The 20,860-nt window shown below is 27.3% G+C and carries 22 protein-coding genes; 4 read left to right on the forward strand and 18 right to left on the reverse strand.

What is annotated here, in order from left to right:
- Positions 1-167 precede the first annotated feature (167 nt).
- The 3 genes from ACTG48_RS10150 to ACTG48_RS10160 all read left to right on the forward strand — a co-directional run bounded on the left by ACTG48_RS10150 (position 168) and on the right by ACTG48_RS10160 (position 3,964).
- Complete coding sequence (locus tag ACTG48_RS10150) at positions 168-1,526, forward strand: hypothetical protein (protein ID WP_479918742.1); 1,359 nt, start codon at positions 168-170, stop codon at positions 1,524-1,526.
- Entirely contained in the window at positions 1,519-2,151 is a 633-nt protein-coding gene (locus tag ACTG48_RS10155; protein ID WP_479918743.1) for an OmpA family protein, read from the forward strand. Before ACTG48_RS10150 ends, ACTG48_RS10155 begins: the two co-directional genes overlap by 8 nt.
- 655 nt (positions 2,152-2,806) lie before the next feature.
- The gene (locus tag ACTG48_RS10160) at positions 2,807-3,964 is read left to right on the forward strand and encodes a ComEC/Rec2 family competence protein (RefSeq protein ID WP_479918744.1); all 1,158 of its coding nucleotides are present in this window, start codon (positions 2,807-2,809) and stop codon (positions 3,962-3,964) included.
- A gap of 107 nt (positions 3,965-4,071) precedes the next feature.
- Here the strand turns inward: ACTG48_RS10160 and lexA are convergent, their stop codons facing one another.
- The 10 genes from lexA to ACTG48_RS10210 form a co-directional block, all read right to left on the reverse strand.
- Positions 4,072-4,707, reverse strand: a complete 636-nt coding sequence (gene lexA / locus ACTG48_RS10165; protein WP_009897067.1) for a transcriptional repressor LexA — start codon at positions 4,705-4,707, stop codon at positions 4,072-4,074.
- A gap of 103 nt (positions 4,708-4,810) precedes the next feature.
- The gene (locus ACTG48_RS10170; protein WP_479918745.1) at positions 4,811-5,938 is read right to left on the reverse strand and encodes a tyrosine-type recombinase/integrase; all 1,128 of its coding nucleotides are present in this window, start codon (positions 5,936-5,938) and stop codon (positions 4,811-4,813) included.
- A gap of 327 nt (positions 5,939-6,265) precedes the next feature.
- On the reverse strand, positions 6,266-7,105 hold the full coding sequence (locus ACTG48_RS10175; RefSeq protein ID WP_479918746.1) for a hypothetical protein: 840 nt from the start codon (positions 7,103-7,105) through the stop codon (positions 6,266-6,268).
- Between the two features lie 29 nt (positions 7,106-7,134).
- Positions 7,135-7,506 carry an ACT domain-containing protein gene (locus tag ACTG48_RS10180; protein WP_479918747.1) on the reverse strand — a complete coding sequence of 124 codons (372 nt, stop codon included), beginning with the start codon at positions 7,504-7,506 and terminating at the stop codon, positions 7,135-7,137.
- A 152-nt stretch (positions 7,507-7,658) separates the two neighbouring features.
- Positions 7,659-7,919 (reverse strand): stage V sporulation protein S, encoded by a 261-nt coding sequence (locus ACTG48_RS10185; RefSeq protein WP_003424039.1) that lies wholly within the window; start codon positions 7,917-7,919, stop codon positions 7,659-7,661.
- 188 nt (positions 7,920-8,107) lie between these two features.
- Positions 8,108-9,052 (reverse strand): acetyl-CoA carboxylase carboxyltransferase subunit alpha, encoded by a 945-nt coding sequence (locus tag ACTG48_RS10190; protein WP_479918748.1) that lies wholly within the window; start codon positions 9,050-9,052, stop codon positions 8,108-8,110.
- A 20-nt stretch (positions 9,053-9,072) separates the two neighbouring features.
- A complete protein-coding gene (gene accD, locus ACTG48_RS10195) occupies positions 9,073-9,927 on the reverse strand; it encodes an acetyl-CoA carboxylase, carboxyltransferase subunit beta (protein ID WP_021384748.1) in 855 nt (284 codons plus the stop codon).
- Between the two features lie 14 nt (positions 9,928-9,941).
- Positions 9,942-11,303, reverse strand: a complete 1,362-nt coding sequence (gene accC, locus ACTG48_RS10200) for an acetyl-CoA carboxylase biotin carboxylase subunit (RefSeq protein ID WP_479918749.1) — start codon at positions 11,301-11,303, stop codon at positions 9,942-9,944.
- A 15-nt stretch (positions 11,304-11,318) separates the two neighbouring features.
- Positions 11,319-11,771, reverse strand: a complete 453-nt coding sequence (accB, locus tag ACTG48_RS10205; RefSeq protein ID WP_021384752.1) for an acetyl-CoA carboxylase biotin carboxyl carrier protein — start codon at positions 11,769-11,771, stop codon at positions 11,319-11,321.
- A 269-nt stretch (positions 11,772-12,040) separates the two neighbouring features.
- Positions 12,041-12,487: a hypothetical protein gene (locus ACTG48_RS10210; RefSeq protein ID WP_021384732.1), complete on the reverse strand. Its 447-nt coding sequence runs from the start codon at positions 12,485-12,487 to the stop codon at positions 12,041-12,043.
- 271 nt (positions 12,488-12,758) lie between these two features.
- Between ACTG48_RS10210 and ACTG48_RS10215 the strand changes: the two genes are divergently transcribed.
- Positions 12,759-13,037 carry a hypothetical protein gene (locus ACTG48_RS10215; RefSeq protein ID WP_021384709.1) on the forward strand — a complete coding sequence of 93 codons (279 nt, stop codon included), beginning with the start codon at positions 12,759-12,761 and terminating at the stop codon, positions 13,035-13,037.
- A 131-nt stretch (positions 13,038-13,168) separates the two neighbouring features.
- Here the strand turns inward: ACTG48_RS10215 and ACTG48_RS10220 are convergent, their stop codons facing one another.
- The 8 genes from ACTG48_RS10220 to ACTG48_RS10255 form a co-directional block, all read right to left on the reverse strand.
- Positions 13,169-13,900 (reverse strand): hypothetical protein, encoded by a 732-nt coding sequence (locus tag ACTG48_RS10220; RefSeq protein WP_479918750.1) that lies wholly within the window; start codon positions 13,898-13,900, stop codon positions 13,169-13,171.
- Positions 13,901-14,044: 144 nt separating this feature from the next.
- Positions 14,045-14,689, reverse strand: coding sequence for a tRNA (guanosine(46)-N7)-methyltransferase TrmB (trmB, locus tag ACTG48_RS10225; RefSeq protein ID WP_479918751.1), 645 nt, complete (start codon positions 14,687-14,689; stop codon positions 14,045-14,047).
- 138 nt (positions 14,690-14,827) lie between these two features.
- Positions 14,828-15,148 (reverse strand): hypothetical protein, encoded by a 321-nt coding sequence (locus ACTG48_RS10230; RefSeq protein WP_003424083.1) that lies wholly within the window; start codon positions 15,146-15,148, stop codon positions 14,828-14,830.
- A 366-nt stretch (positions 15,149-15,514) separates the two neighbouring features.
- Complete coding sequence (locus ACTG48_RS10235) at positions 15,515-15,940, reverse strand: VOC family protein (RefSeq protein ID WP_021384726.1); 426 nt, start codon at positions 15,938-15,940, stop codon at positions 15,515-15,517.
- A gap of 169 nt (positions 15,941-16,109) precedes the next feature.
- Positions 16,110-16,565, reverse strand: coding sequence for a VOC family protein (locus ACTG48_RS10240; RefSeq protein ID WP_021384719.1), 456 nt, complete (start codon positions 16,563-16,565; stop codon positions 16,110-16,112).
- Positions 16,566-16,600: 35 nt separating this feature from the next.
- The gene (locus tag ACTG48_RS10245; RefSeq protein ID WP_479918752.1) at positions 16,601-17,434 is read right to left on the reverse strand and encodes a helix-turn-helix domain-containing protein; all 834 of its coding nucleotides are present in this window, start codon (positions 17,432-17,434) and stop codon (positions 16,601-16,603) included.
- Positions 17,435-17,675: 241 nt separating this feature from the next.
- Positions 17,676-18,362 (reverse strand): ABC transporter ATP-binding protein, encoded by a 687-nt coding sequence (locus tag ACTG48_RS10250; RefSeq protein ID WP_021384735.1) that lies wholly within the window; start codon positions 18,360-18,362, stop codon positions 17,676-17,678.
- A 13-nt stretch (positions 18,363-18,375) separates the two neighbouring features.
- Positions 18,376-20,853 carry an ABC transporter permease gene (locus ACTG48_RS10255; RefSeq protein ID WP_479918753.1) on the reverse strand — a complete coding sequence of 826 codons (2,478 nt, stop codon included), beginning with the start codon at positions 20,851-20,853 and terminating at the stop codon, positions 18,376-18,378.
- Positions 20,854-20,860: the final 7 nt, after the last annotated feature.

Genomic DNA, 20,860 nt, shown 5'->3' on the forward strand with positions numbered 1-20,860 from the left:
TGCCACCCCCTATAACTTTTAGCTCGTATATATTATGTTATTAACAATATGACCTATTTGTACCATTTTTCATAAATATAATATAAATATTTTGTTTATTTACGTATTTTCTTAGTAACTTGTACGTATAAATTATAGATAAATAAATTATAAGGTAGGGGATAAAATTGAGTAACATAATAACGAATTTAATAGAGTCAATATTTACTAATCCAATAACTATATTGTTTTTACTTGCAATAACTGTGTATTCTGTTTTTAAGATAATAGAAAATAACAGAGTATACTCATTTGTAAGTTCAAAATTAGAGGAAATCAATAGAAACCATAAAACGAGTGAATTTTATGGGAAGATAAGGAATGATTACTATACATATAGTAAAGAAAATCCTTATTCAGACGTAAATATAACTTCATTTATAGAAGAAGTTGTATCAGATTTAAAACATAATAATTTGCCACTGTTAGAGAAGATTAGAAGCATAAAGAATTCATCTTCAATAAGTATATTGTTAGGAGTTTTAGGTACATTTGTTGGGCTTTCTGCAATGCTTTTATGTGTTGATACTAAAGACATTATAAATTCGCTTCCTTCAACTATTAGTAGTATGCAGACTGCATTTACAACAAGCATATTTGGAGTTGTGTTTTCTCTAATTATAGGTTACTTTACAAAGATAAAAGATTGTGAGCATGTCTTAATACAGATAATGTTAAAATGCGAAAATTTACTGACATCTGAGATAACTCATTTTAAATCAGAAAGAATGGATTTAAAGGTAGAAGAGGTAAAAAATACAATAAAACAAATAAGCAAGTCTATAGAGGCTATTGAAAAATTTGATAAAATTTCTAAAGATTTAAATGACTTCAATGATGAATTTATAAGTGGGATAGAAGCTTTAAAAGGTCTTTTAGAAGGTTCTCAAAGTTCTATTAAGACGTTTGACCAAAGCGTAAGAAAATTAGATAAACAGTTTAATATTTTGAATGTAAAATTTGTAAAATTGTTTGATAAGTATGATAATCAAGATAATATAAATAAAGAGATTTTATTCGACATAAAAGAATCTTCAAAAAATATATACAATGCTACTGAAAGCCAGTTTAAAATTAGAGATTATATAAAAAATATAAATGCAGGATTTGCTTTATATGAAAGAAGTGCTCAAGATTTATTAACTAAATTAATGACTCATGAAAATAAAATATCTCAAAACCAAAAAATCCTTTTAGATGAAAAATTTACTCTAGATGATTCAATAAAAAATCTTTCAAGCATTATTGAAAAATTTTCTGATGACCTACAAGTTAAACTGGATATAATGTTTGAGAACTCTTTAGATATTCAAGATAAATTAGATGTTATGTTTAACAACTCTTTTATGCAAGATGAAGTTCCTCTTGATAGTGAAGAGCTATTTAAAAATGATATTGATAGTGTATTTAACCCTTTCAACGAAGAGATTTATGAGATAGAAGATAAAGAAATAAAGGTCATAGGTGAGGATGAGTTAAATGAATAATAAATATAGAAGAACTGTTAATAGAGAATTTGAAAAGAGTAGCTTTTGGCCAACATTTACAGATTTATTATCAACTGTATTGATGGTTGTAATTCTTATCTTATTTAGTTCAGAAAGTATTTCAGGTTCTGTCGAGCAAGATTTAGCTAAAAATGTCAATGCTTCTGTTGAGGAGACCTTAAAAAAAAGTGGTATGCCTGTGAAAGTAGATAAGGCTAATGGTCAAGTAACTTTTGGTGAAAGAACTATGTTTGATGTAGATAGCGATGTTTTAAAACCAGAGGCTAAAGAAATGTTAAAAATGTTTGTTCCAAAGTACATAGAAACTATTTATAAAGATTATGGGGACTATATATCAAAAATAGTTATAGAAGGTCATACAGATGATGTAGGAAGCTATATATACAACTTAGATTTATCTCAAAGAAGAGCATACAGTGTTGCAAAATATATAGTAGGGGATGAGATTGGTAACTATAAATATAAAGATAAGGTTACTAGACATATTATTGCAATAGGAAGATCAAAAGCTGAACTTATAAAAAATGAAGATAAGAGTGTAAACAGAGATGCATCTAGAAGAGTAGAGCTAAAATATGAAATAAATATTAATCAAAATAAATAGTTAAATTTTTATAAAAAAAAAGAAGGCAGTTGGTGTGAGCTTTAGGCCTTCTTTAAGGAAAAAGTTTATTTATTTTTGTTGATACTTAACATATTATAGTTTTTGGAAAAAATTTGCAATATATTAAACGTAAATGGGCGTTTAAAATGCATAACTGGGTACTACTGATGTAAAATATTTCATTTTATATAATATAAAACTTATAAGGTGTCAATTGTTCATGTTATGTTTTAAAAGTTGCCATTTAGAATATTATGTAAAAAAATATCATAAAAACGCATATAGTGTTATGATTGTCAGAGAAGTGTACATAAAAGCTATACCTGTTTTCAATTGTAGCAGTTATAGCTTTTTATATTTCTAAAATGTATTCCATAAGGTATAAAGAGAGTAGCTCTTTATACCTTTTTTATTTATTTCCATACTAATTAAGCAAAAAAATCAACTGCGACTTGTTTGAATTGCACATAAGATATGATTTTATTTAGAGATGCGTTTTTTGTCTTTATATATAGTCTAATGTAATTTTATTTTGACAATTTGTATAGAGAATTATAAAATATAGAAATGATAGATGAAAATTTATACAATAAAGGAGGTCTTAAGAGAGTAAACAAAGTAATTATCAACTTATTGTAAAATGGAGGAGTAGTTTGTGACAGAAAGAAATATAAATAATAAAAAAAATTCTAAAGTCAAAGCTTTAGTATTTTTACTGATAATATCTATATCAATTTATTTGACTGGTTGTGATACATCAGATAACGGCAACAATCAATCAAATAACCAAGATTCCTTATCTAGTAGTATATCAAGTGATAAAAATGTAAAAATTCATTTTATCAACACTGGAAATAGTGATGCTATATTAATTCAAGATGGCAAAACTTTTACATTGATAGATGGTGGAGATAATGATGATGAAAATTTAATGGTAGACTATCTTAATAATCAAGGTGTAAAAGATATTAAGTATCTTATAGCTACCCATTCTCATGCAGATCATTTAGGTGGACTTGATTCTGTTGTCAAAAACTTTAATATAGAAAATGTTTTTGTATCTAATGGTTCAGCAGAAACGAAAAGCTATAGAGATTTTATAAATGCTTTGGCAAATAAGGATTTATCTCCAAGCGTGCCACTTGAAAATAAGAAGTTTTATCTAGAAGATTCTTACTTTGAAGTTTTAAATACAAATGGTGGAGATACCACTAATGAACAATCTCTAGTTCTTGTATATACTAATGGTAAGGATAAAGCTTTATTTACAGGTGATGCTGAAGAAAGTACAGAAAAAGAGATATTACCAAAGCTAGGAAAAGTAGACCTTTTAAAAGTGGCTCATCATGGTTCTCGCAGTAGTTCATCTCAAGCGTTTTTAGATAAAGTAGCACCTGAATATGCAGTTCTTTTAGTAGGGAAAGGTAATTCATATGGACATCCACATCAAGAAACAATGAATAAATTAGAAAAAATGGGAGTAAAGGTACATAGAAGTGATGAGTGTTCAGATATAATATTTGAATCCACAGGTGATGGAGTATTTACAAGTTGTAAAGATGGAAGCTATAAAAAGGGTGTTAGAGAAGATGGAAACTATGAAAAATCAAATAATAATACAACAAAAGGAGAATCTTTAAATAAAGAACAAAATTTATCGAATACATCAGAAATAGTGTATTTTACTCCAAAAGGGAAGAGTTATCACTCTACAAAAAACTGTAGTGGACTTTCAAGAAGTAAAAAAATATTATCAGGTACAATTGCAGAAAGTAAGAAGAATGACCCCTGTGATATATGTTATGGAAAATAATAAAAAAGATAAATAATAAGCTAAATGCATAAAAAAATAAGCTATAATCAATAGATAACATATTTTATCTATACGAATAGCTTATTTTTTTGAGTATTCTTTAATAGCTATTTTATAACTCTAAATACACCAGTTACAATACCTACAATTTCAACTTCTGAGTCATTAAGCATAATTGGTTCCATAAAATCATTTTCTGGCTGAAGTCTTATCAAATTTCCTTCTTTAAAAAATCTCTTAACCGTAGCAGATTCACCATTTATAAGTGCAACTACTATCTGAGAATTCAAGGCTGTATTTTTTTTGTCTACTACAACGTAATCTTCATCTAAAATTCCTGCATTAATCATACTTTCGCCTTTTACTCTTAATACAAAATTATTGCTGCCCTTTACTAAACTGGCAGGGAATGGAATATATTCCTCTATGTTTTGTTGAGCTAAAATGGGTTCTCCAGCTGTTATTTGACCTACTAAAGGAAGTTCTATTATTTCTTGATTAGCTCCAGAAACATCATTTACTTTACTGCGTTCTAAAACTTCAATAGCTCTTGGTTTAGTAGGGTCTTTTCTTATGTATCCCAGTTTTTCAAGTTTATTTAGATGAGAGTGTACAGTTGAAGTAGATCTTAACCCTACAGCAGTACATATTTCTCTTACAGCAGGTGGATAACCTTTTAATATGATTTGAGACTTTATAAATTCCAATATCAAGACTTGCTTTTCAGTTAGATCTAAATACATAACATCACTCATTTCTAAACATATTTTGTTTTTATTTCCATACGCTTTATATTTTTAATTATAACATAATCCATTTATATCTGCAAACATTTGTTCCTGATTTTTAATCATCCTCAATCCATTCAAAATTCTTAACTATATCACGTTTTACATTCTTTTTATGAGCTGCATAAAGCTGAGTAGTTGTGACATTGTCATGGTCAAGTAAATTTTGAACATCGTATATAGAAAATCCTGTTTGTATTAGAGAAGTCGCAGCAGTTGCTCTTAATTTATGAGGGCTATATCCATTATCTCTAGTCGTATCTAGTGGAATAGATGTATATTTTTTTACTAGTGTTCTTATAGCTTTTGCTGTAAGTCTCTTATTTTGGAGTGATAAGAATAAAGCATCTTTTTCCTCATCATTTAATAAATCATCTCTTGTTCTTTCATTTTGCAAATAGTCTTTTATTACATGTTCACAAGTATGATTTATGGGCATTAAAACTTCTTTTCCACGTTTTCTATATATTTTAAATTCTCCTCTTGAAAAATTAAAAGATGATATATTAAGTTCTCTAAGCTCATTTAATCTAAGCCCATATGTAACAAACAAAGCCAAAATAGCTTTATCACGTAGTTTAGTTTTTCTCCAATACACCTTTTCTTTTTCTGTAAGACCTTCACCAGTTTCCACTGATTCCAACATTTTAGCAACTTCATCTATTTCAAGACGCTTAATAGCATCTGGTTGAGGTTTTGGAAGTTTTATTGGATTAAACCCATCAGTTATATTATTATCTATTTGAGAGTTCCTGTATAAGAATTTAAATAGAGTAGAGATGGATGATTTTTTTCTTGCCAAAGCTCTATTATTATTTTCAAAAATTAATGTATTTTTTTCTGTATTTTTATAATATCTACTACAATAATCACCTAAGAATAAATTTATATCCCTTGATTTTATTGTATTAAAATCATCTTCTGTAATATCTTTTATACAATCTGCACTTGTTAATTCTTTGGTTTCAATCAAATAGGAACAGAAAAAATTTATATCTTCTAAATAAGCAAGTCGTGTGGAAACTGCGACAGAGCCTTTTAAATATATAAAATAATCCTTCATAAATGTAGGAAGTTTATTTTCCAAAAGTAGACATTTTTCTATAAGTTCATTTTCCTTGATGACGATATTGTCAGGTTTATCTGATTTATTATGTACTTTTATAATTTTCTTATCATTATTCAAAATTAAACCTCCTAAAGTTAAAATATAAATCTTTTATATTATTTTTTATTATCTATATTTGGTATAAGTATTTAATTTAATCATTTTTGTATTTTTAAGAGATTAGTAGTGCTCTAATCAAAATCACCGCTAACTATTCCCTAAATCCACATTTAAAGACTAGTTAGATTTAAGTACTCTTTTTTTATTTCTCAATATATTTATATAAATATATTGAGAAATTTTATGCTCTACTAAAATCTTTTTTATGTAATATTTTTATATGTTTTTAATTAAACTAAATAGATAGTAAAATATGTAACTCTTTAATTAAAATTCAACTAATATTTAATTTTTAAACGGACTAACCAAACTTAAAATATAAGATATTATGAGCGTTATTATTGAAAAAATAAGCCCTATCGCCATAAAGAAACTTACAAATATATTATATTGGACTATTAAACTTGATATATTCAAGTTTAATAGTCCAAGTAAGTATGTAATTAGACTTATAACAAAAATAACTATGATTATAAAACTCAAACCATTTAAGCTATTTTTTAAATCGGCACTACTAAGTGACATATGTGTAGATATAGAATACATCAAGAACATAAATATAAAATACTTCAACGAATATATACTAGGTGTTAACAACATTACTTTTATAAAATTGAAAATATCATCTAAAATAATGTGTATAAAACCACTTATATTGAAATTATTAATCATACTTACATATAATTTTAAATCTATATTTTGTGTCACTTTCATATAACTCTCTGGCAACAATATATTAAAAAGTAAAATAATCACTATTGTTCCACCTATAATAGGCGCAATTCCTATAAAAAAATTTCCTATACTTTGATAAAGATTATCTTTTTTATAACTATGACTTACATATCCTAATATGCCATCATTTTTACTTTCTATTGGTCTGAAAAATTTAACTGAATTTATTTTATGCATAAAAATCAAGCACATTACCAAATGACTAAGTTCATGAATAAAGGTTCCTATAGCTCCAGTTACAATAATTCCAGTTTTCCCAAAAGATGAAAATATAAATTTATTGTTTAGATTTTCTGTAATACTAAAAATCAATCCAAACACAATAAATATTCCTAAAAAACAAAAGATATTTATCATACTTATTTTTAAAATTTCGACTATATGAATCATAAATTAAAACCTTATGTAGAAGTATTTAACTACTCTACTTCATATCCATTACAGTTTAGAATTTTACAAGCATTTTTTATATCTTTTTCTTTTATTAAAATATAATCTGTATCATATGTAGAAATTGCAAATATGCTTATTTTATTTTCTGCTAACAAACCACTTAGCTTAGATAAAATTCCTATAAGTGAAAAATCCAAAGGTCCTAATATCTTAAGTATTCTCCATTCTTTTTCTGACTTAACATCAGAAGGAATATTATTATTTGAACATACAATACTTAATTCATCTTCAGTTTTAGTTATAGAGTAAAATTTTTTTGTATCTATCCATGTTGGTATTTTACTATCATTATTTAATCTACATACTGCATACTCTTCTGCAAATAATTTTAATTTCATAATGTACATCTCCTCCAAACTTATTTGTCTACTTAAGATTATACATTAAAAATTATATAAAATAAAACATATAAAGTAAAAAAGGTTCACTATAGTATCCTATTTCTATAGCCAACCTTTAAAACTTAATTAAATTCTAATAAAAAGATATATTATCTAGGCTCAATTATAAGTTTAATGGCTGTTTTCTTATCACCTTCGATTTCTATATCAGTAAATGCGGGAATGCAAACTAAATCCATTCCACTAGGTGCAACAAAGCCTCTTGCTATTGCAATTGACTTTATAGCTTGATTTAGAGCTCCAGCTCCTATAGCTTGTATTTCTGCAATACCTCGTTCTCTCAGTACTCCAGCCAAGGCTCCAGCTACAGAATTAGGATTAGATTTTGATGAAACTTTTAGTACTTCCATTTCAACATCTCCTTGTTAATTTGTTAAAGTATCCATTACCTAAAGTACTAAATCATAATTGCCATTTACTAATTACAATCATCATTTAAAGTATACTTTTATAAAAATATACTTCTATAATTGTTTTAAGAAAACCTTTATTTTTTAAAACCATTTTATAATGAAAAAACTACAAATTTCTTTATATTCTATAAGCATTTTCCAATATTTCTAAATTTAGTATATCTTTGAGTCATAATTTCTTCTTTATTCATATCTTTATAATGATTTAATCTTTCTAAAATATAAGCTTTTATTTCCTTTGAAACAGCTGCTACATCTTTTTGTGCTCCTCCAAGAGGTTCTTTTATAATCTTATCTATTATTTTTAAATCATATAAATCATCACTTGTAAGTTTCATAACATTACAAGCTTCTTTAGCTTTAGAAGAATCTTTAAATAGGATACTAGAAAGACCTTCAGGGGAAATTACAGAATAAACTGAATGTTCTAACATGCAAACATCATTACCTACTCCAATACCTAAAGCTCCTCCACTACCACCTTCACCAATTACAAAAGTGATTACTGGGACAGAAAGTTTACTCATTTCAAGTAAGTTTCTCGCAATAGCTTCTCCTTGTCCTCTTTCTTCTGCCTCTAGACCACAAAAAGCTCCTGATGTATCAATAAACGTTATTATTGGTCTATTGAATTTCTCAGCTTGTTTCATAAGTCTTAATGCTTTTCTATATCCTTCTGGATGAGGCATTCCAAAATTTCTTTTTATATTTTCTTTTGTATCTCTTCCTTTTTGATGGCCAACTATAGTAACATTAAATCTTCCTATCTGACCTATTCCTCCAACTATAGAAGGGTCATCTTTAAAAAGCCTATCTCCATGAAGCTCTAAAAAATTAGAACAAATGTGTTCTATGTATTCCAATGTCGTAGGTCTTTTTATATCTCTACTTAGCATTACCTTCTCATATGGTGATAAATGAGAAAATGCATCTTCTTTAAGTTTTTCCAATTTATCATTAAGTGAATTTATTTTATCGCTTAAATCTATATTATTTGCCTCAGAAATAGTTATTAATTGTTTAATATCATTTTCTAAAACCTTTATTTTTTCGCTATTATTTTCAATCAAAACAGTTCCTCCTTCATGCCCTATTTCTTGTGCATAGCAAGAATTTGATATAAGACTTCCTTCATTTTTCTTCTATCTACTATCATGTCAATAAAACCTTTTTCAAGTAAAAACTCAGAAGTTTGGAATCCTTCAGGAAGTTTCTGATTTATTGTTTGTTCTATTACTCTTGGTCCTGCAAAACCTATCAATGTATTTGGTTCAGAAATTATAATATCTCCAAGCATAGCAAAACTAGCAGTTACTCCTCCAGTAGTAGGGTCAGTTAGAACTGATATATATGGTAATGATTTTTCTTCAAGTTTAGAAAGTGCTTGAGAAGTTTTTGCCATCTGCATAAGAGATACCATACCTTCTTGCATTCTAGCTCCTCCTGAAGCAGAACAAATAATTATAGGTAAATTATTTTCAGCAGCATATTCTATTGAATAAGTTATCTTCTCTCCAACAATAGAACCCATACTTCCCATCATAAAATCAGGATTCATTACACAAATAACTGTTTTAATTCCATTTAATCTTCCATAACCTGTGACAACAGCTTCTGACTCATTCGTTTTTTCCTTATAAGAGTCTACTTTTTCTTTGTATTTAGGAAAGTTCAGTGGATTTTGAAATTCTACATCAGAATTAAATTCCATAAAAGTTCCCTTATCAATCAATAAATTTATTCTTTTTCTTGCTCTTAAGCCATAATGTCTTGAACATTTTGGACATACAAATGAATTTTCTTCTATGTCCTTTCTAAATACATGACTATCACAACCTTTGCAATAAGTCCAAAATTTATCATCTACACTATTCTTTTTAAAGTTGTCATCTAAAGAAATCGTAACATACTTAGATTCTTTTGACGATAAAAATTTTTTTATCATAATCTATTTACTCCTTATAATGTAGCAAATTCTTTATTCATAAAGACATCTTCTATAAATTTGGTATGATGAGTATCTTCTCTAAACTCTCCACTTGTTACAAGTGCCTTTTGGAATTCTACATTTGTATTAATACCTTCTACAATAATTTCATCTAGAGCTCTATACATTCTATTTATACATTCTTCTCTAGTCTCAGCCCAACATATTAATTTACCTATCATAGAATCATATAAAGGTGGTATAGTATATCCTGCATATACAAAAGTATCAAATCTAACGCCAAAACCTCCAGGTAAATTTAATGATTCTATCTTACCTGGTGATGGAGCAAAGTTATTTGATGAATCTTCAGCATTTATTCTACACTCAATAGCATGACCTCTAAAAGCAATATCTTCTTGTTTAAAAGGAATTTCTTCCCCATTAGCTATAGATATTTGAAGTTTTATAAGGTCAAGATTTGTTACCATCTCTGTAACTGGATGTTCAACTTGTATTCTTGTATTCATCTCTATAAAATAAAAGTTTTTATCTTTGTCAACTATAAACTCAATAGTACCAGCACCGATATAACCTACACCTTTTACTATATCTACTGCGATTTTATGAAGTTTTTGTCTTTCTTCATCTGAAAGGTATGGACTTAAAGATTCTTCTATTACTTTTTGATTCCTTCTTTGCATAGAACAATCTCTATCACCTAAATGTATTGCATTTGAGTGTTTGTCCCCAAATACTTGTACTTCTATGTGTCTAGGATTTTCTATGAATTTTTCCATATATAAATCGCTATTAGAAAATGCTGCTAGAGCTTCTGAACTTGCCATATCAAAATTTGAAAAAAGCTCTTCTTCTTTTCTAACGATTCTCATACCTTTTCCACCGCCTCCACTTGAGGCTTTTATCATAACAGGATAGCCAATTTCTCTTGCAACTTCTAAAGCTTCTTCCTTAGTTTTTAAAACAGATTCTGAACCAGGAACAACAGGGATATTTAATTCCATCATAGTTTCTCTTGCTCTAGATTTATCTCCCATCAAAATCATTTGTTCTCTTGTTGGACCTATAAAAATAATATTATTCTCTTCACATTGCTTTGCAAATTCAGGATTCTCTGATAAAAAGCCAAAACCTGGATGAATAGCATCACACTTTAATTTAAGAGCAAGGTATATTATATTTTCTATATTATTATAACTCTTGCTTATATTGTTTGGCCCTATACAAATAGATTCATCAGCTATATATCTATGAAAACAATCTTTATCTATTTCAGAATAGATAGCAACAGTCTTTATACCTAGTTCTTTACATGTTCTGATGATTCTAACTGCTATATCGCCTCTATTTGCAACTAGTATTTTTTTTATCAACTTAAATACCTCCTACTACAATGGTTTTATCTTAAATAAAGGTTGATTATATTCTACTAGTTCTTCATTATCAACTAATACTTCAATTATTTCACCTTTAATTTCACTTGTTATCTCATTCATAAGCTTCATTGCTTCTAATATACATAAAGTATCGCCTTCTTCAACTATATCGCCAACTTTGACAAAGCTATCTGCATCTGGACTTGGAGAATCATAAAATGTTCCCATTAAAGGAGCTACTACTACCGATAGATTCTCATTAGATGCGACAGGTATATCATTTACAACTGGCTTTTCTAAAGAAAGATCCACTACTGATTCTTGTTGTACACTTAAAACAGGTGAACTTGAAGCTTGGGCTTTTTTAGATACTTCTAATTTTAAATCGCTACTTTCAAGTTTTACATATTCTAAGTTAGTTGAGTCTATAACCTTTAATAATTCCTTAATTTCATTGATGTTCATGTTGTTACCCCCTTGTATTATTACCTGGTGCTAATATTATATCACAAAAAACAAATTTATAAAAGAAAAAGTGCTGACTAGAGAATCAACACATCAATATATATTTTAATTTTAGATTAACAACAAGTAACTTATATTTGTTTTAATTTTCCATTATTAATATAGATTATAAGTATAAAATGAATAAAATTCAATATTTTTTGCAAAATACAAGGGAATACAAATTAATACCTCGGGGATTTTTAAGACAAATACCAATATTATGCAATTTAGACTTCGCTTTCTTTCAAATTAGTATCATTTTCTTTATTCTTACATAGAATATACTTTAACTTAGTTATTAAAATATTACTATATAGGTTAAAAGTTATTAAAATTGCAGGAATTATAAAGTAAACTCTAGCACCTATAAAGCCAAAAACTACTGTAGTAAATATTAATCTTTTATTTAAAGTAAAAAAAGGTATATTAAAAATACTTTTATCAGATGTTTCTGGTGTATAAGAATATATAATTCCAAAAAGCAAAGTCAACATACAAAGTGGTAGTAATATATAACTTGAAATTATTCCTAAAAAACCTATACTCTCAAAGTATTTGCTAGCACTATTTGTATAAACAAACATGTATCCATTTAAGTAAGCACATATACACGATATAATGCCAAAAGTTCCTCCTAAGGATTGAGTGTACCAATTAAAAAATTTAGATTCCATATACCTCGCCTCCTAAAACTGTATATATAATGATATGCATTTAAATAATGAAATATATCTTTATATGCTTATGAATAAATTTTTGTTAATTTCATTAATTTATGTTTAAGAAATTTGAAGTATAGTGTAGTATATATTAATGTAGATAAAGTTTTATGATACTCAATTAACTTATCTTATTATGGATTTATCATAGGTTTAAAAATTATTTTAGGGTTTTATATTTTTGTTGAGCTGAAAAATTTATTATAAATGAAGGGATGTTTTCGCTTTGGTAGATACATTAGAATTTGGTCTTAAAATTTTATTTTTTATATTATCAATTATTTGGATGGGTAAAATAATGATTTTAAGAACTGATAAGCAAATAGTAATCAATCCTTTGCTTATTGGTATATCTGCAGTCCTTGTGATGTTGCATACCTCACAAAGTAACATTGAATTTTTTGGACTAGATGTCCAGTATATAAGAGTAGTTTTATATATCGTATATTCATTAATAATATTAATAGGAATATGGGCTACTAACAGAAGAAATGGTATTTTCTAGATATTCTATTTCTAATAGATATCTAAAGGTTGCTAGTAACAAAGCGCTAATAATAGTGCTCTGTTACCAGCAACCTTTATTTTGATTATACATTTAAATTGAAAATTAAATTATTGAGCAAGGACATATATTTATTTTACGTTGATAGTGATTAGAACTTCTTGAGATGTATTTAAATCATTTTTGTCACTTAGTATAACTTTTACTACAGCCTGACCTGTTTTATTTCCTTTAACAATCATATCTTCATATGAAACTAAACTTTTATCACTTACAGATATCACAAAATCTAAATCCTTTGGAAGGCTATCAGTAACTTCCCAATACTTATAATAGCTATCAATTTTCTTTGTAATTATTTTTCTCAAATCAATACTTTCACCTTTGGCTATATCAACATTATGATATTTAGAGTCCAATTTATATTGATTATCTTTTGTATTGATAAAATTCAAATCACAATTTACATCCACACCATTATTAGAAAGAGAATTTACTACACCATCATCAACCAAATAATTATTTGCTAGATTGATTGAATCCATATCCTTTAGACTTAAAGCTTCTTTAGGAACTTCTTTTATATTATTGTTCCAAAAAATAAAATTGTCTACATTTTCAAGATATGATATACCTTTTAAATTTGAAATGTTTTCACCAGTTGCATAAAATTCTCCATCCAAAGCTTTTATATTACTTATAGTCATCTCATCTGGGTTTATATATCGTTTTACAACTGCTCTTAGATTAGCATCAGGAAAAATATTTTTAAGTTGATTGTCATTTAGAACATTATCATTTGAACTTATTGGATTTAAAGCCGCCGCAGAAATAAGAAATGGTATTAAATTAGCTAAATTCATAGTACCCTCCCACATAAAATTTTTTTATATAGTAATTTAATTTCTATGAGAGGGTTCTGTTTCCTTGTTATATATGCCTACTTTCGTACACTTTATTAATATAAATTAAAATAAATTTCTACTATTAAACTTATAAACATATTACTAGTTACGTTTTTTAGCTTCACATCTAAATATTCGCATACCTTGTGACATAAATTTGTCCTCATACTCTGTTGTAACATTATTTTCATACTCACTATTTCCTAAATCAAGAGAAATATTCTTCAATAGCCAATTATTTGCAGCAATTTCATTTAAACTAAACTCGAATAATTTTTCATTATCTGTTTTAAAGTGAATTTCGCCATTATCTTCCAAAACCTTATTGTACATTTCTAAAAATCCAGAATGAGTTAGTCTTCTCTTACTCCATCTATTTTTAGGCCATGGGTCACAGAAATTTATATAAATTCTTGATAATTCTTTAGCTTCAAAGTAATCTAAAATATTGCTTACATCTCCCCATAAAAATAATATATTATTCAAATTAGAAGAATCAGCTTTTTCAACAGCCTTTAAAAGAACTTCTTCCTTAAGTTCCATAGCAATATAATTTATGTCAGGGTTCTGTTTGGCTAAAGTTGTTATAAATTTACCTTTACCAGTACCAAATTCTACATGTATGGGATTATCATTTCCAAACTTTAAACTCCATTTGCCTTTTATTTTTTCTATATCGTCTCTTAAAATGTATTTTGTATAACTTAAAAGTTTTTCATCTGCACCTTTTTTTCGTCTTCTTCTCACAATAATTCTCCTTATATATAAAAAATTAGTAAAATACATTTTTTATTATACATTATCTGAGCAAAAAATAAAAAGAACTCTCTTAAAATAGAAAATTATTTCTATAAAGAGAGTTCTCAATTTGCTAAAAAGTTAATCTTAGTGGCACCCTGAACAACCAGAGCATCCTCCCCCACCTTGATCTTTCATATTTTCAGGAATAACTCTAAATCCAAATCCTGTATCTTCTATTATTATATCTCCATACTGACTATATTCATCAGAGCTCATTACAAACTGTAATTCTCCAACTTCATAAGTTAAGTCATCTTCTTTTTTCTCATCTAAAGCTAATCCAAAAGAAGGACCTCCACAACCAACACCTGCAAAGTATACTCTTATATTATTAGGTTTATCTTGATTGTCTTTTAAGATACTTTTCAAAGTATCAATAGCTGTTTCTGGTAAAGTAATTTTCATTAAATCATTCCCTTTCAAATATTTTATTAAAACAATATCTATTATATACCCATATAAGGTACATAATCAATTAGTTTTTGCATATTTTACTAAAACTTCTGCCAAATATTACTTAAAGCTTTAAAATACTTTATATGATATTTTATTTCCTTAAGTAAATACCCTATTGTATGCTTAGTAAACAAATAAAACTTATGCTAAAAAATATAATGATTTTATTTGTTGTTTTAATATTATAACACATTTGATAATGTCCAATTCATATATGCAAAATTTATATATTTGAAAGCTTATCTGTGTACAACAAGCAAAGCATAATGGTGTGTACCATTATGCTTTGTTTGTTGCTATTGAAAAATGGTGTGGCTATAACAATGAAAAATGACTACTCTCGATAACTGATTTCATCTGACATAAGCAGAAAGGATGTCCAGCTGGGTCAAACATAACCTTCCAATCATCGGAAAATTGTTCATCTGCGATTGTTGCTCCACAATGAAGTGCATATTGAACTGCTTTTTCCAAATCATTAACAGCAAAATCCATATGTGCCATTTGCTGTTGAGCTTCAGGCTTTTGCGGCCACACAGGTGGTTTATACTCAGGATTTCGTTGAAATGTTATACCAGGATATGTACCTTGATTTGTTCCTGGAGCACCAACACATGCAAATTCTTCATTATAAAATGGGATTTCCCAATTAAGTAACATAGCATAGAATTTTGCTAATTCATGTGGGTCTTTACAATCCATTGTAAATGAGTACATTTTTATTTTCAATTCATCATACATAACGTAATTACCTCCAAATGTATTTCTTTATCTTTTTATTGATATTTCTTTCTTTTATTTTAAATTCAAATATTGAGTTTGTAAGCTATTTTATGTATTCTTATATTGTGTACTAAATATTTATTTTTTGCAATATAAAGAAAAATTTCTATATTTTAATATTTTATAATTATTGAAACTGCTTAATAAATTCAACAGGATACATCGTGCGTTTTGAAATTTCTTCGATACTTAAATCTTGCTTTAAAAACCTTTTTATGACACTTTCCATATTTTCTGAAACTTCTATAATATTTTTGTCAAAGTCATAGAATCTAAAAGTTCTTTGCCCCCAAGAATATTCCTTTATAGGATGTAAAAATTCGATATTTTCTATTCTATTTATTTTGCTTTCCCACTGTTTGATGTCATCAACTTCAAAATACAATTGAAAACTATTTGATTGTTGATTTATTGGTAATTCATATCCAATTATAGCTTTGTAATTGATTTGTAAGCCAAATCCATTTTCAAATGATACATGCTCTCCTAAATCTAATGTAACTTTTTGTTCCATAACATCTTCATAAAATTTCTTTGATTTATTTATGTCTTTGACAATTAATAATACTCCTCCAAATTTCATATTATCACTATCCTTTCTTTTACAAATATTATAGCTTAAAATTTTGCAATTTCACTGTAAAAATCAGACATATTGGCTCGATATTTTTGAGGAGTTATTCCACAAACAATTTTAAAATCTTTAATAAAATGTGGAATATCATAAAATCCTAATTCATTACATATATAGAGCAATGAAATTTTATTATTGTTTAGAAGTTGTATAGATTTATTAATGCGTACTAAACGTGAAAAAGTCTTCATATTCACACCTAGATATTGATTAAAAAGTCGGTTTAAATGTCTAGAACTATAATATACTTTCTTAGAAATTTCTTCTGAAGATATATTTCCAAAGTTATTAATAATTAACTTAATTGCCAAATTAAACTCATCTGAGTATACAGTTTTAATATTAGAAATCAATAACTCTTCTAACTTTAAAATCAATTCATCTGTGGATAAAGACTCCTTGAATATCTTTTTTATTTCTATATCCAGTAAAGTATTAACTGAAGAAAAGGAAACAACTTTATCCCTAAGCTCACTTTGTTGTACACCTACAATTGGAAAAAAACCAGCAGGTTGAAACTCAATAATTAATATAACCTCACATTTATTAGCAATATTTCCTACTGTTTTTGGTTTAGTAGTTGGACCAAATAATAAACTATGTAATCCTATATCATCGTAAAAAAATACTAAAGTTACACTTCCATGAGGGATAATAGTATAATTATCAGAGATTGTTGTTTGATTTGGAAATGAGATAGTAAAATTTGATATCCAATTTCTTAATTGTATACAAGGAAAGAGATAAACAAAATCCTCTTCATAAATAAGAAGTGACCTATCTTTATTTATAAGACGAATGCTTTCTTTTTTTAACATAAATTATATCCTATCCTGTCATTAATATTTATTAAATAAGAAGTATCATGCTATTTTCATACATCATGAATACTCCTTATATGCTTAGTAAACAAAATAAAAATAAAATAATAAAAAATATATTACTTTTATCTGTCATTTTATATTATAACATATTTGATAGTATCTAATTTATATCTACTTTACATATGTAAAATTTATAGAGTTAAAAATATCTACATCAAAATAGAATAATCAATCATTATACGATTACACCATCTAAAACTGTAATAGTACGGCTACTACTTTTAGTTGCTTCTCGTGAGTGGGTTACCATAATTATAGTTTGACCACTTTCTTTATTTATTTTACTCAGTAAATTTATTATTTCTGTTCCAGTTTTACTATCTAAATTTCCAGTAGGTTCATCAGCAAATAGAATTTCTGGTTTTCCTATTAAAGCCCGAGCTATAGCAACACGTTGCTGTTGACCACCAGATAATTCTCTTGGTGTATGCTTACGTCTATCATATAAACCAACTATATTCAAAATTTCATCTAATTGTTTTTTATAGTCTTTTAAATTTTTACCATCTAATAATAAAGGAAGCATTATGTTTTCTTCCACATTTAGATTTGGTATTAGATTGTAAAATTGAAATACAAATCCTATATTTCTACGGCGTATTATACTCATCTTATCATCATCAAGATGTGATATATCAGTTCCATTCATATACACTTTTCCATTTGTCGGAGTATCCAAACCACCTAAGATATATAAAAGAGTGCTTTTACCAGAACCAGATTGACCCATTATAGAAACAAATTCACCTTTCATTACTTGTAAAGATACATCTTTTAATACTCTCGTTGTTGTATTTCCAATTTTAAATTCTTTAATAATATTTTTTGCTTCTACAGCCAAACTATTACACGCAGTTTTCATATTAACCTCCAAATTATTCGAATTTAATTTCTTCTACCAGCTTCATTTTCTTCCCTTTTACAATGGGTACTATTGAGCCTATTAAGGTTACTGTAATTCCCAATAACCCTGCAATAATAAATGTTTTAAAATCTAAATTTGGTGTCATTGAAATCTTTGGTCCTGCAACTATGAAGATAGTTTGAATTTCCATTATAGATATTACAATCCCAATAACAGCACCAAGTAAACCTGAAGTAAAACCTTCAATCAATGTCATTTTTACATTTTGTTTATCGCTCTGTCCTACCGATTTGTACATAGCTATAAAGCGTCTCTTTTGAATATAATTAATTAGCAGATTATTGATAATACCTACTGTAGCAAGAATAAAAATAAAATAAGTCATTTTATTCATAGGAGATAAAAAACTGCTTATAGTTTTTAAAGCATCATTGTTAAATTCTTCAACAGTACGACTCCAATTAGATGTATCTCCAAATAAGTCTCTTATCTGAATCATAACAGCATCTGGATTAACGGCTGTATATGCTAAAAAACCATAATTAATTTCATCAAAATCACTAACAGCATAATGTGATGGTATAACAGCTTCTACATCACTTGCACGAGATTTAAAACTCCCCACTATACTATAAGAAAAATTAGATTTATCATTAGATAGAGTTATGGTATCTCCTATAGACAAGCCTACTTTTTTTAAAGTATCTTCATTCAAAATAATAGAACGTTTATCTTTGAAAGATTCAATCACTTGCTCTTTCATATCATAATTTGTATAATTAATTGCAAGCATAGAACTGTATAATTTTAAATTATCTGTAGCTTCTAATCTTGAAAATATTCTATCGTTACCAGAAATCTTATTATTCATAACATAAGTAGGTAAAACATTTTCAATTCCATTCATATGTCTAACATCTTCAATAAACTCTTCATCCATCTTTCCATCTGCAAAACCCTGTAATTCTGCATCTCGAAATACATCACCTATATAAGTCTTTACAAAACTACCAACAACACTTATTGCAATTACTGCAGAAATACTTATAAATAATAATGTGATATTCTGTGTGATATTTTTATTATTTTTTATATTTCTAGCAGCTAATTTACCCTCATTGCCTAAAATCTTTTCATAAACAAACTCAAAAACTGTAGACATAGTATTAGTAAAAAGTGGTATTAATACAATAGTGGATACAATTAATCCTAGCAATGAAAATCCGCCAGCTACATATAATGTATTTTCAGGCGATATTCCTGGCAGTAGAATAGACAAAATAAGTATAATAGTTCCTATAAAAAGTATAGAACGATTTGAAACACGTTTTTCTTCTACTGTTCCTAATACAATACTTTTGATAGGTAAACGACTAGCTTTTTTAACAGGTATATATGCACTAAGAGAAGAAACAATTATTGCTACTATAACAGAGACAATTACTCCAATAGGAGATATAACTGTTGGGATTGATATTCCTTGTTCAAGAGAGTTTCCAAGTCCATGAAGCATAATATTCAAAACAACTATACCAATAGGAATAGCAATCAATCCTCCAATACTTCCATATAGTATACTTTCAAACATTAAGATATAAATTACAGTTTTTTTATTGGCACCAATACTTCTAAAAGTACCAATAAACGGAAGGCGTTCTAATGTAATCACCTTATAACTACTGTATATAATAAATATACTAAGAGTTAATGCGAAAAAGCTTATTAAAAAGAAAGGCATTGTTTTTTGTCTAGCATCTGCAACTATCTTACTTTCATTTACTGTACTTGATACCTTGAATTTTTCAGTTGAGAGCTCTTCAGATAATTTATTTACTAGACTTTCTGTATTTTCTTCTTTTGATTCTATAAGAACTCTTGTATATCCATTTCCTTTATCTAAAATCTTTGATAGAGTTTCTTTAGGTAATAGTGCATTTACACCTCTTGTATGTCTCAAAAATACTGTATCATATGAAGCAATATCACTAACTTCAAAAGTATAAGTCTTACCATGGATTTGTAAAGTAATAGAATCACTTTTTTTTATTTTATATTTTGATGTAAAACGATTAGGAAGAATAATTTTATTACCAGAAAAGTCATCAATATTATTTCCATTTTCTAATCGTGGTTTGTTGATTTTATTCAGTTGATTTAAGTCTGCTGATATAAGACTAAATGATTCATAATATCCATCCTTATGATAAACAGCAGAACTTTCCAATATCCCAACCTTTGATTTTATGGAGTTTAGATTGGGAATATCTTCTAGACTAGTTAACATATCTGGATTTTTATTTTGAACAGATATAGTTGCACTACCAAACATACCTCTTGCCATCTTTCTCTGCGCACTTTCGTAAGATAATCCAATCGAGAATGAAACAAAAAGCAAAACTGTTGATAAAACTATGGACAATAACATAACTGCTGTCCTAATTTTTCTTTCTCTAACATTTGTTAAAATATACTTTAATATAATCTTCAAATTTACA

It is taken from the genome of Clostridioides sp. LIBA-6822 (genome assembly GCF_056688955.1).

Bases quoted from the DNA above. Each gene is read 5' to 3' on its own strand.
- ACTG48_RS10155 (WP_479918743.1), top strand. From the start codon at position 1,519: ATGAATAATAAATATAGAAGAACTGTTAATAGAGAATTTGAAAAGAGT.
- lexA (WP_009897067.1), bottom strand. From the start codon at position 4,707: ATGTATTTAGATCTAACTGAAAAGCAAGTCTTGATATTGGAATTTATA.
- ACTG48_RS10175 (WP_479918746.1), bottom strand. From the start codon at position 7,105: ATGATTCATATAGTCGAAATTTTAAAAATAAGTATGATAAATATCTTT.
- ACTG48_RS10180 (WP_479918747.1), bottom strand. From the start codon at position 7,506: ATGAAATTAAAATTATTTGCAGAAGAGTATGCAGTATGTAGATTAAAT.
- ACTG48_RS10185 (WP_003424039.1), bottom strand. From the start codon at position 7,919: ATGGAAGTACTAAAAGTTTCATCAAAATCTAATCCTAATTCTGTAGCT.
- accD (WP_021384748.1), bottom strand. From the start codon at position 9,927: ATGATAAAAAAATTTTTATCGTCAAAAGAATCTAAGTATGTTACGATT.
- accB (WP_021384752.1), bottom strand. From the start codon at position 11,771: ATGAACATCAATGAAATTAAGGAATTATTAAAGGTTATAGACTCAACT.
- ACTG48_RS10210 (WP_021384732.1), bottom strand. From the start codon at position 12,487: ATGGAATCTAAATTTTTTAATTGGTACACTCAATCCTTAGGAGGAACT.
- ACTG48_RS10220 (WP_479918750.1), bottom strand. From the start codon at position 13,900: ATGAATTTAGCTAATTTAATACCATTTCTTATTTCTGCGGCGGCTTTA.
- ACTG48_RS10230 (WP_003424083.1), bottom strand. From the start codon at position 15,148: ATGAAAATTACTTTACCAGAAACAGCTATTGATACTTTGAAAAGTATC.
- ACTG48_RS10235 (WP_021384726.1), bottom strand. From the start codon at position 15,940: ATGTATGATGAATTGAAAATAAAAATGTACTCATTTACAATGGATTGT.
- ACTG48_RS10240 (WP_021384719.1), bottom strand. From the start codon at position 16,565: ATGAAATTTGGAGGAGTATTATTAATTGTCAAAGACATAAATAAATCA.
- ACTG48_RS10245 (WP_479918752.1), bottom strand. From the start codon at position 17,434: ATGTTAAAAAAAGAAAGCATTCGTCTTATAAATAAAGATAGGTCACTT.
- ACTG48_RS10250 (WP_021384735.1), bottom strand. From the start codon at position 18,362: ATGAAAACTGCGTGTAATAGTTTGGCTGTAGAAGCAAAAAATATTATT.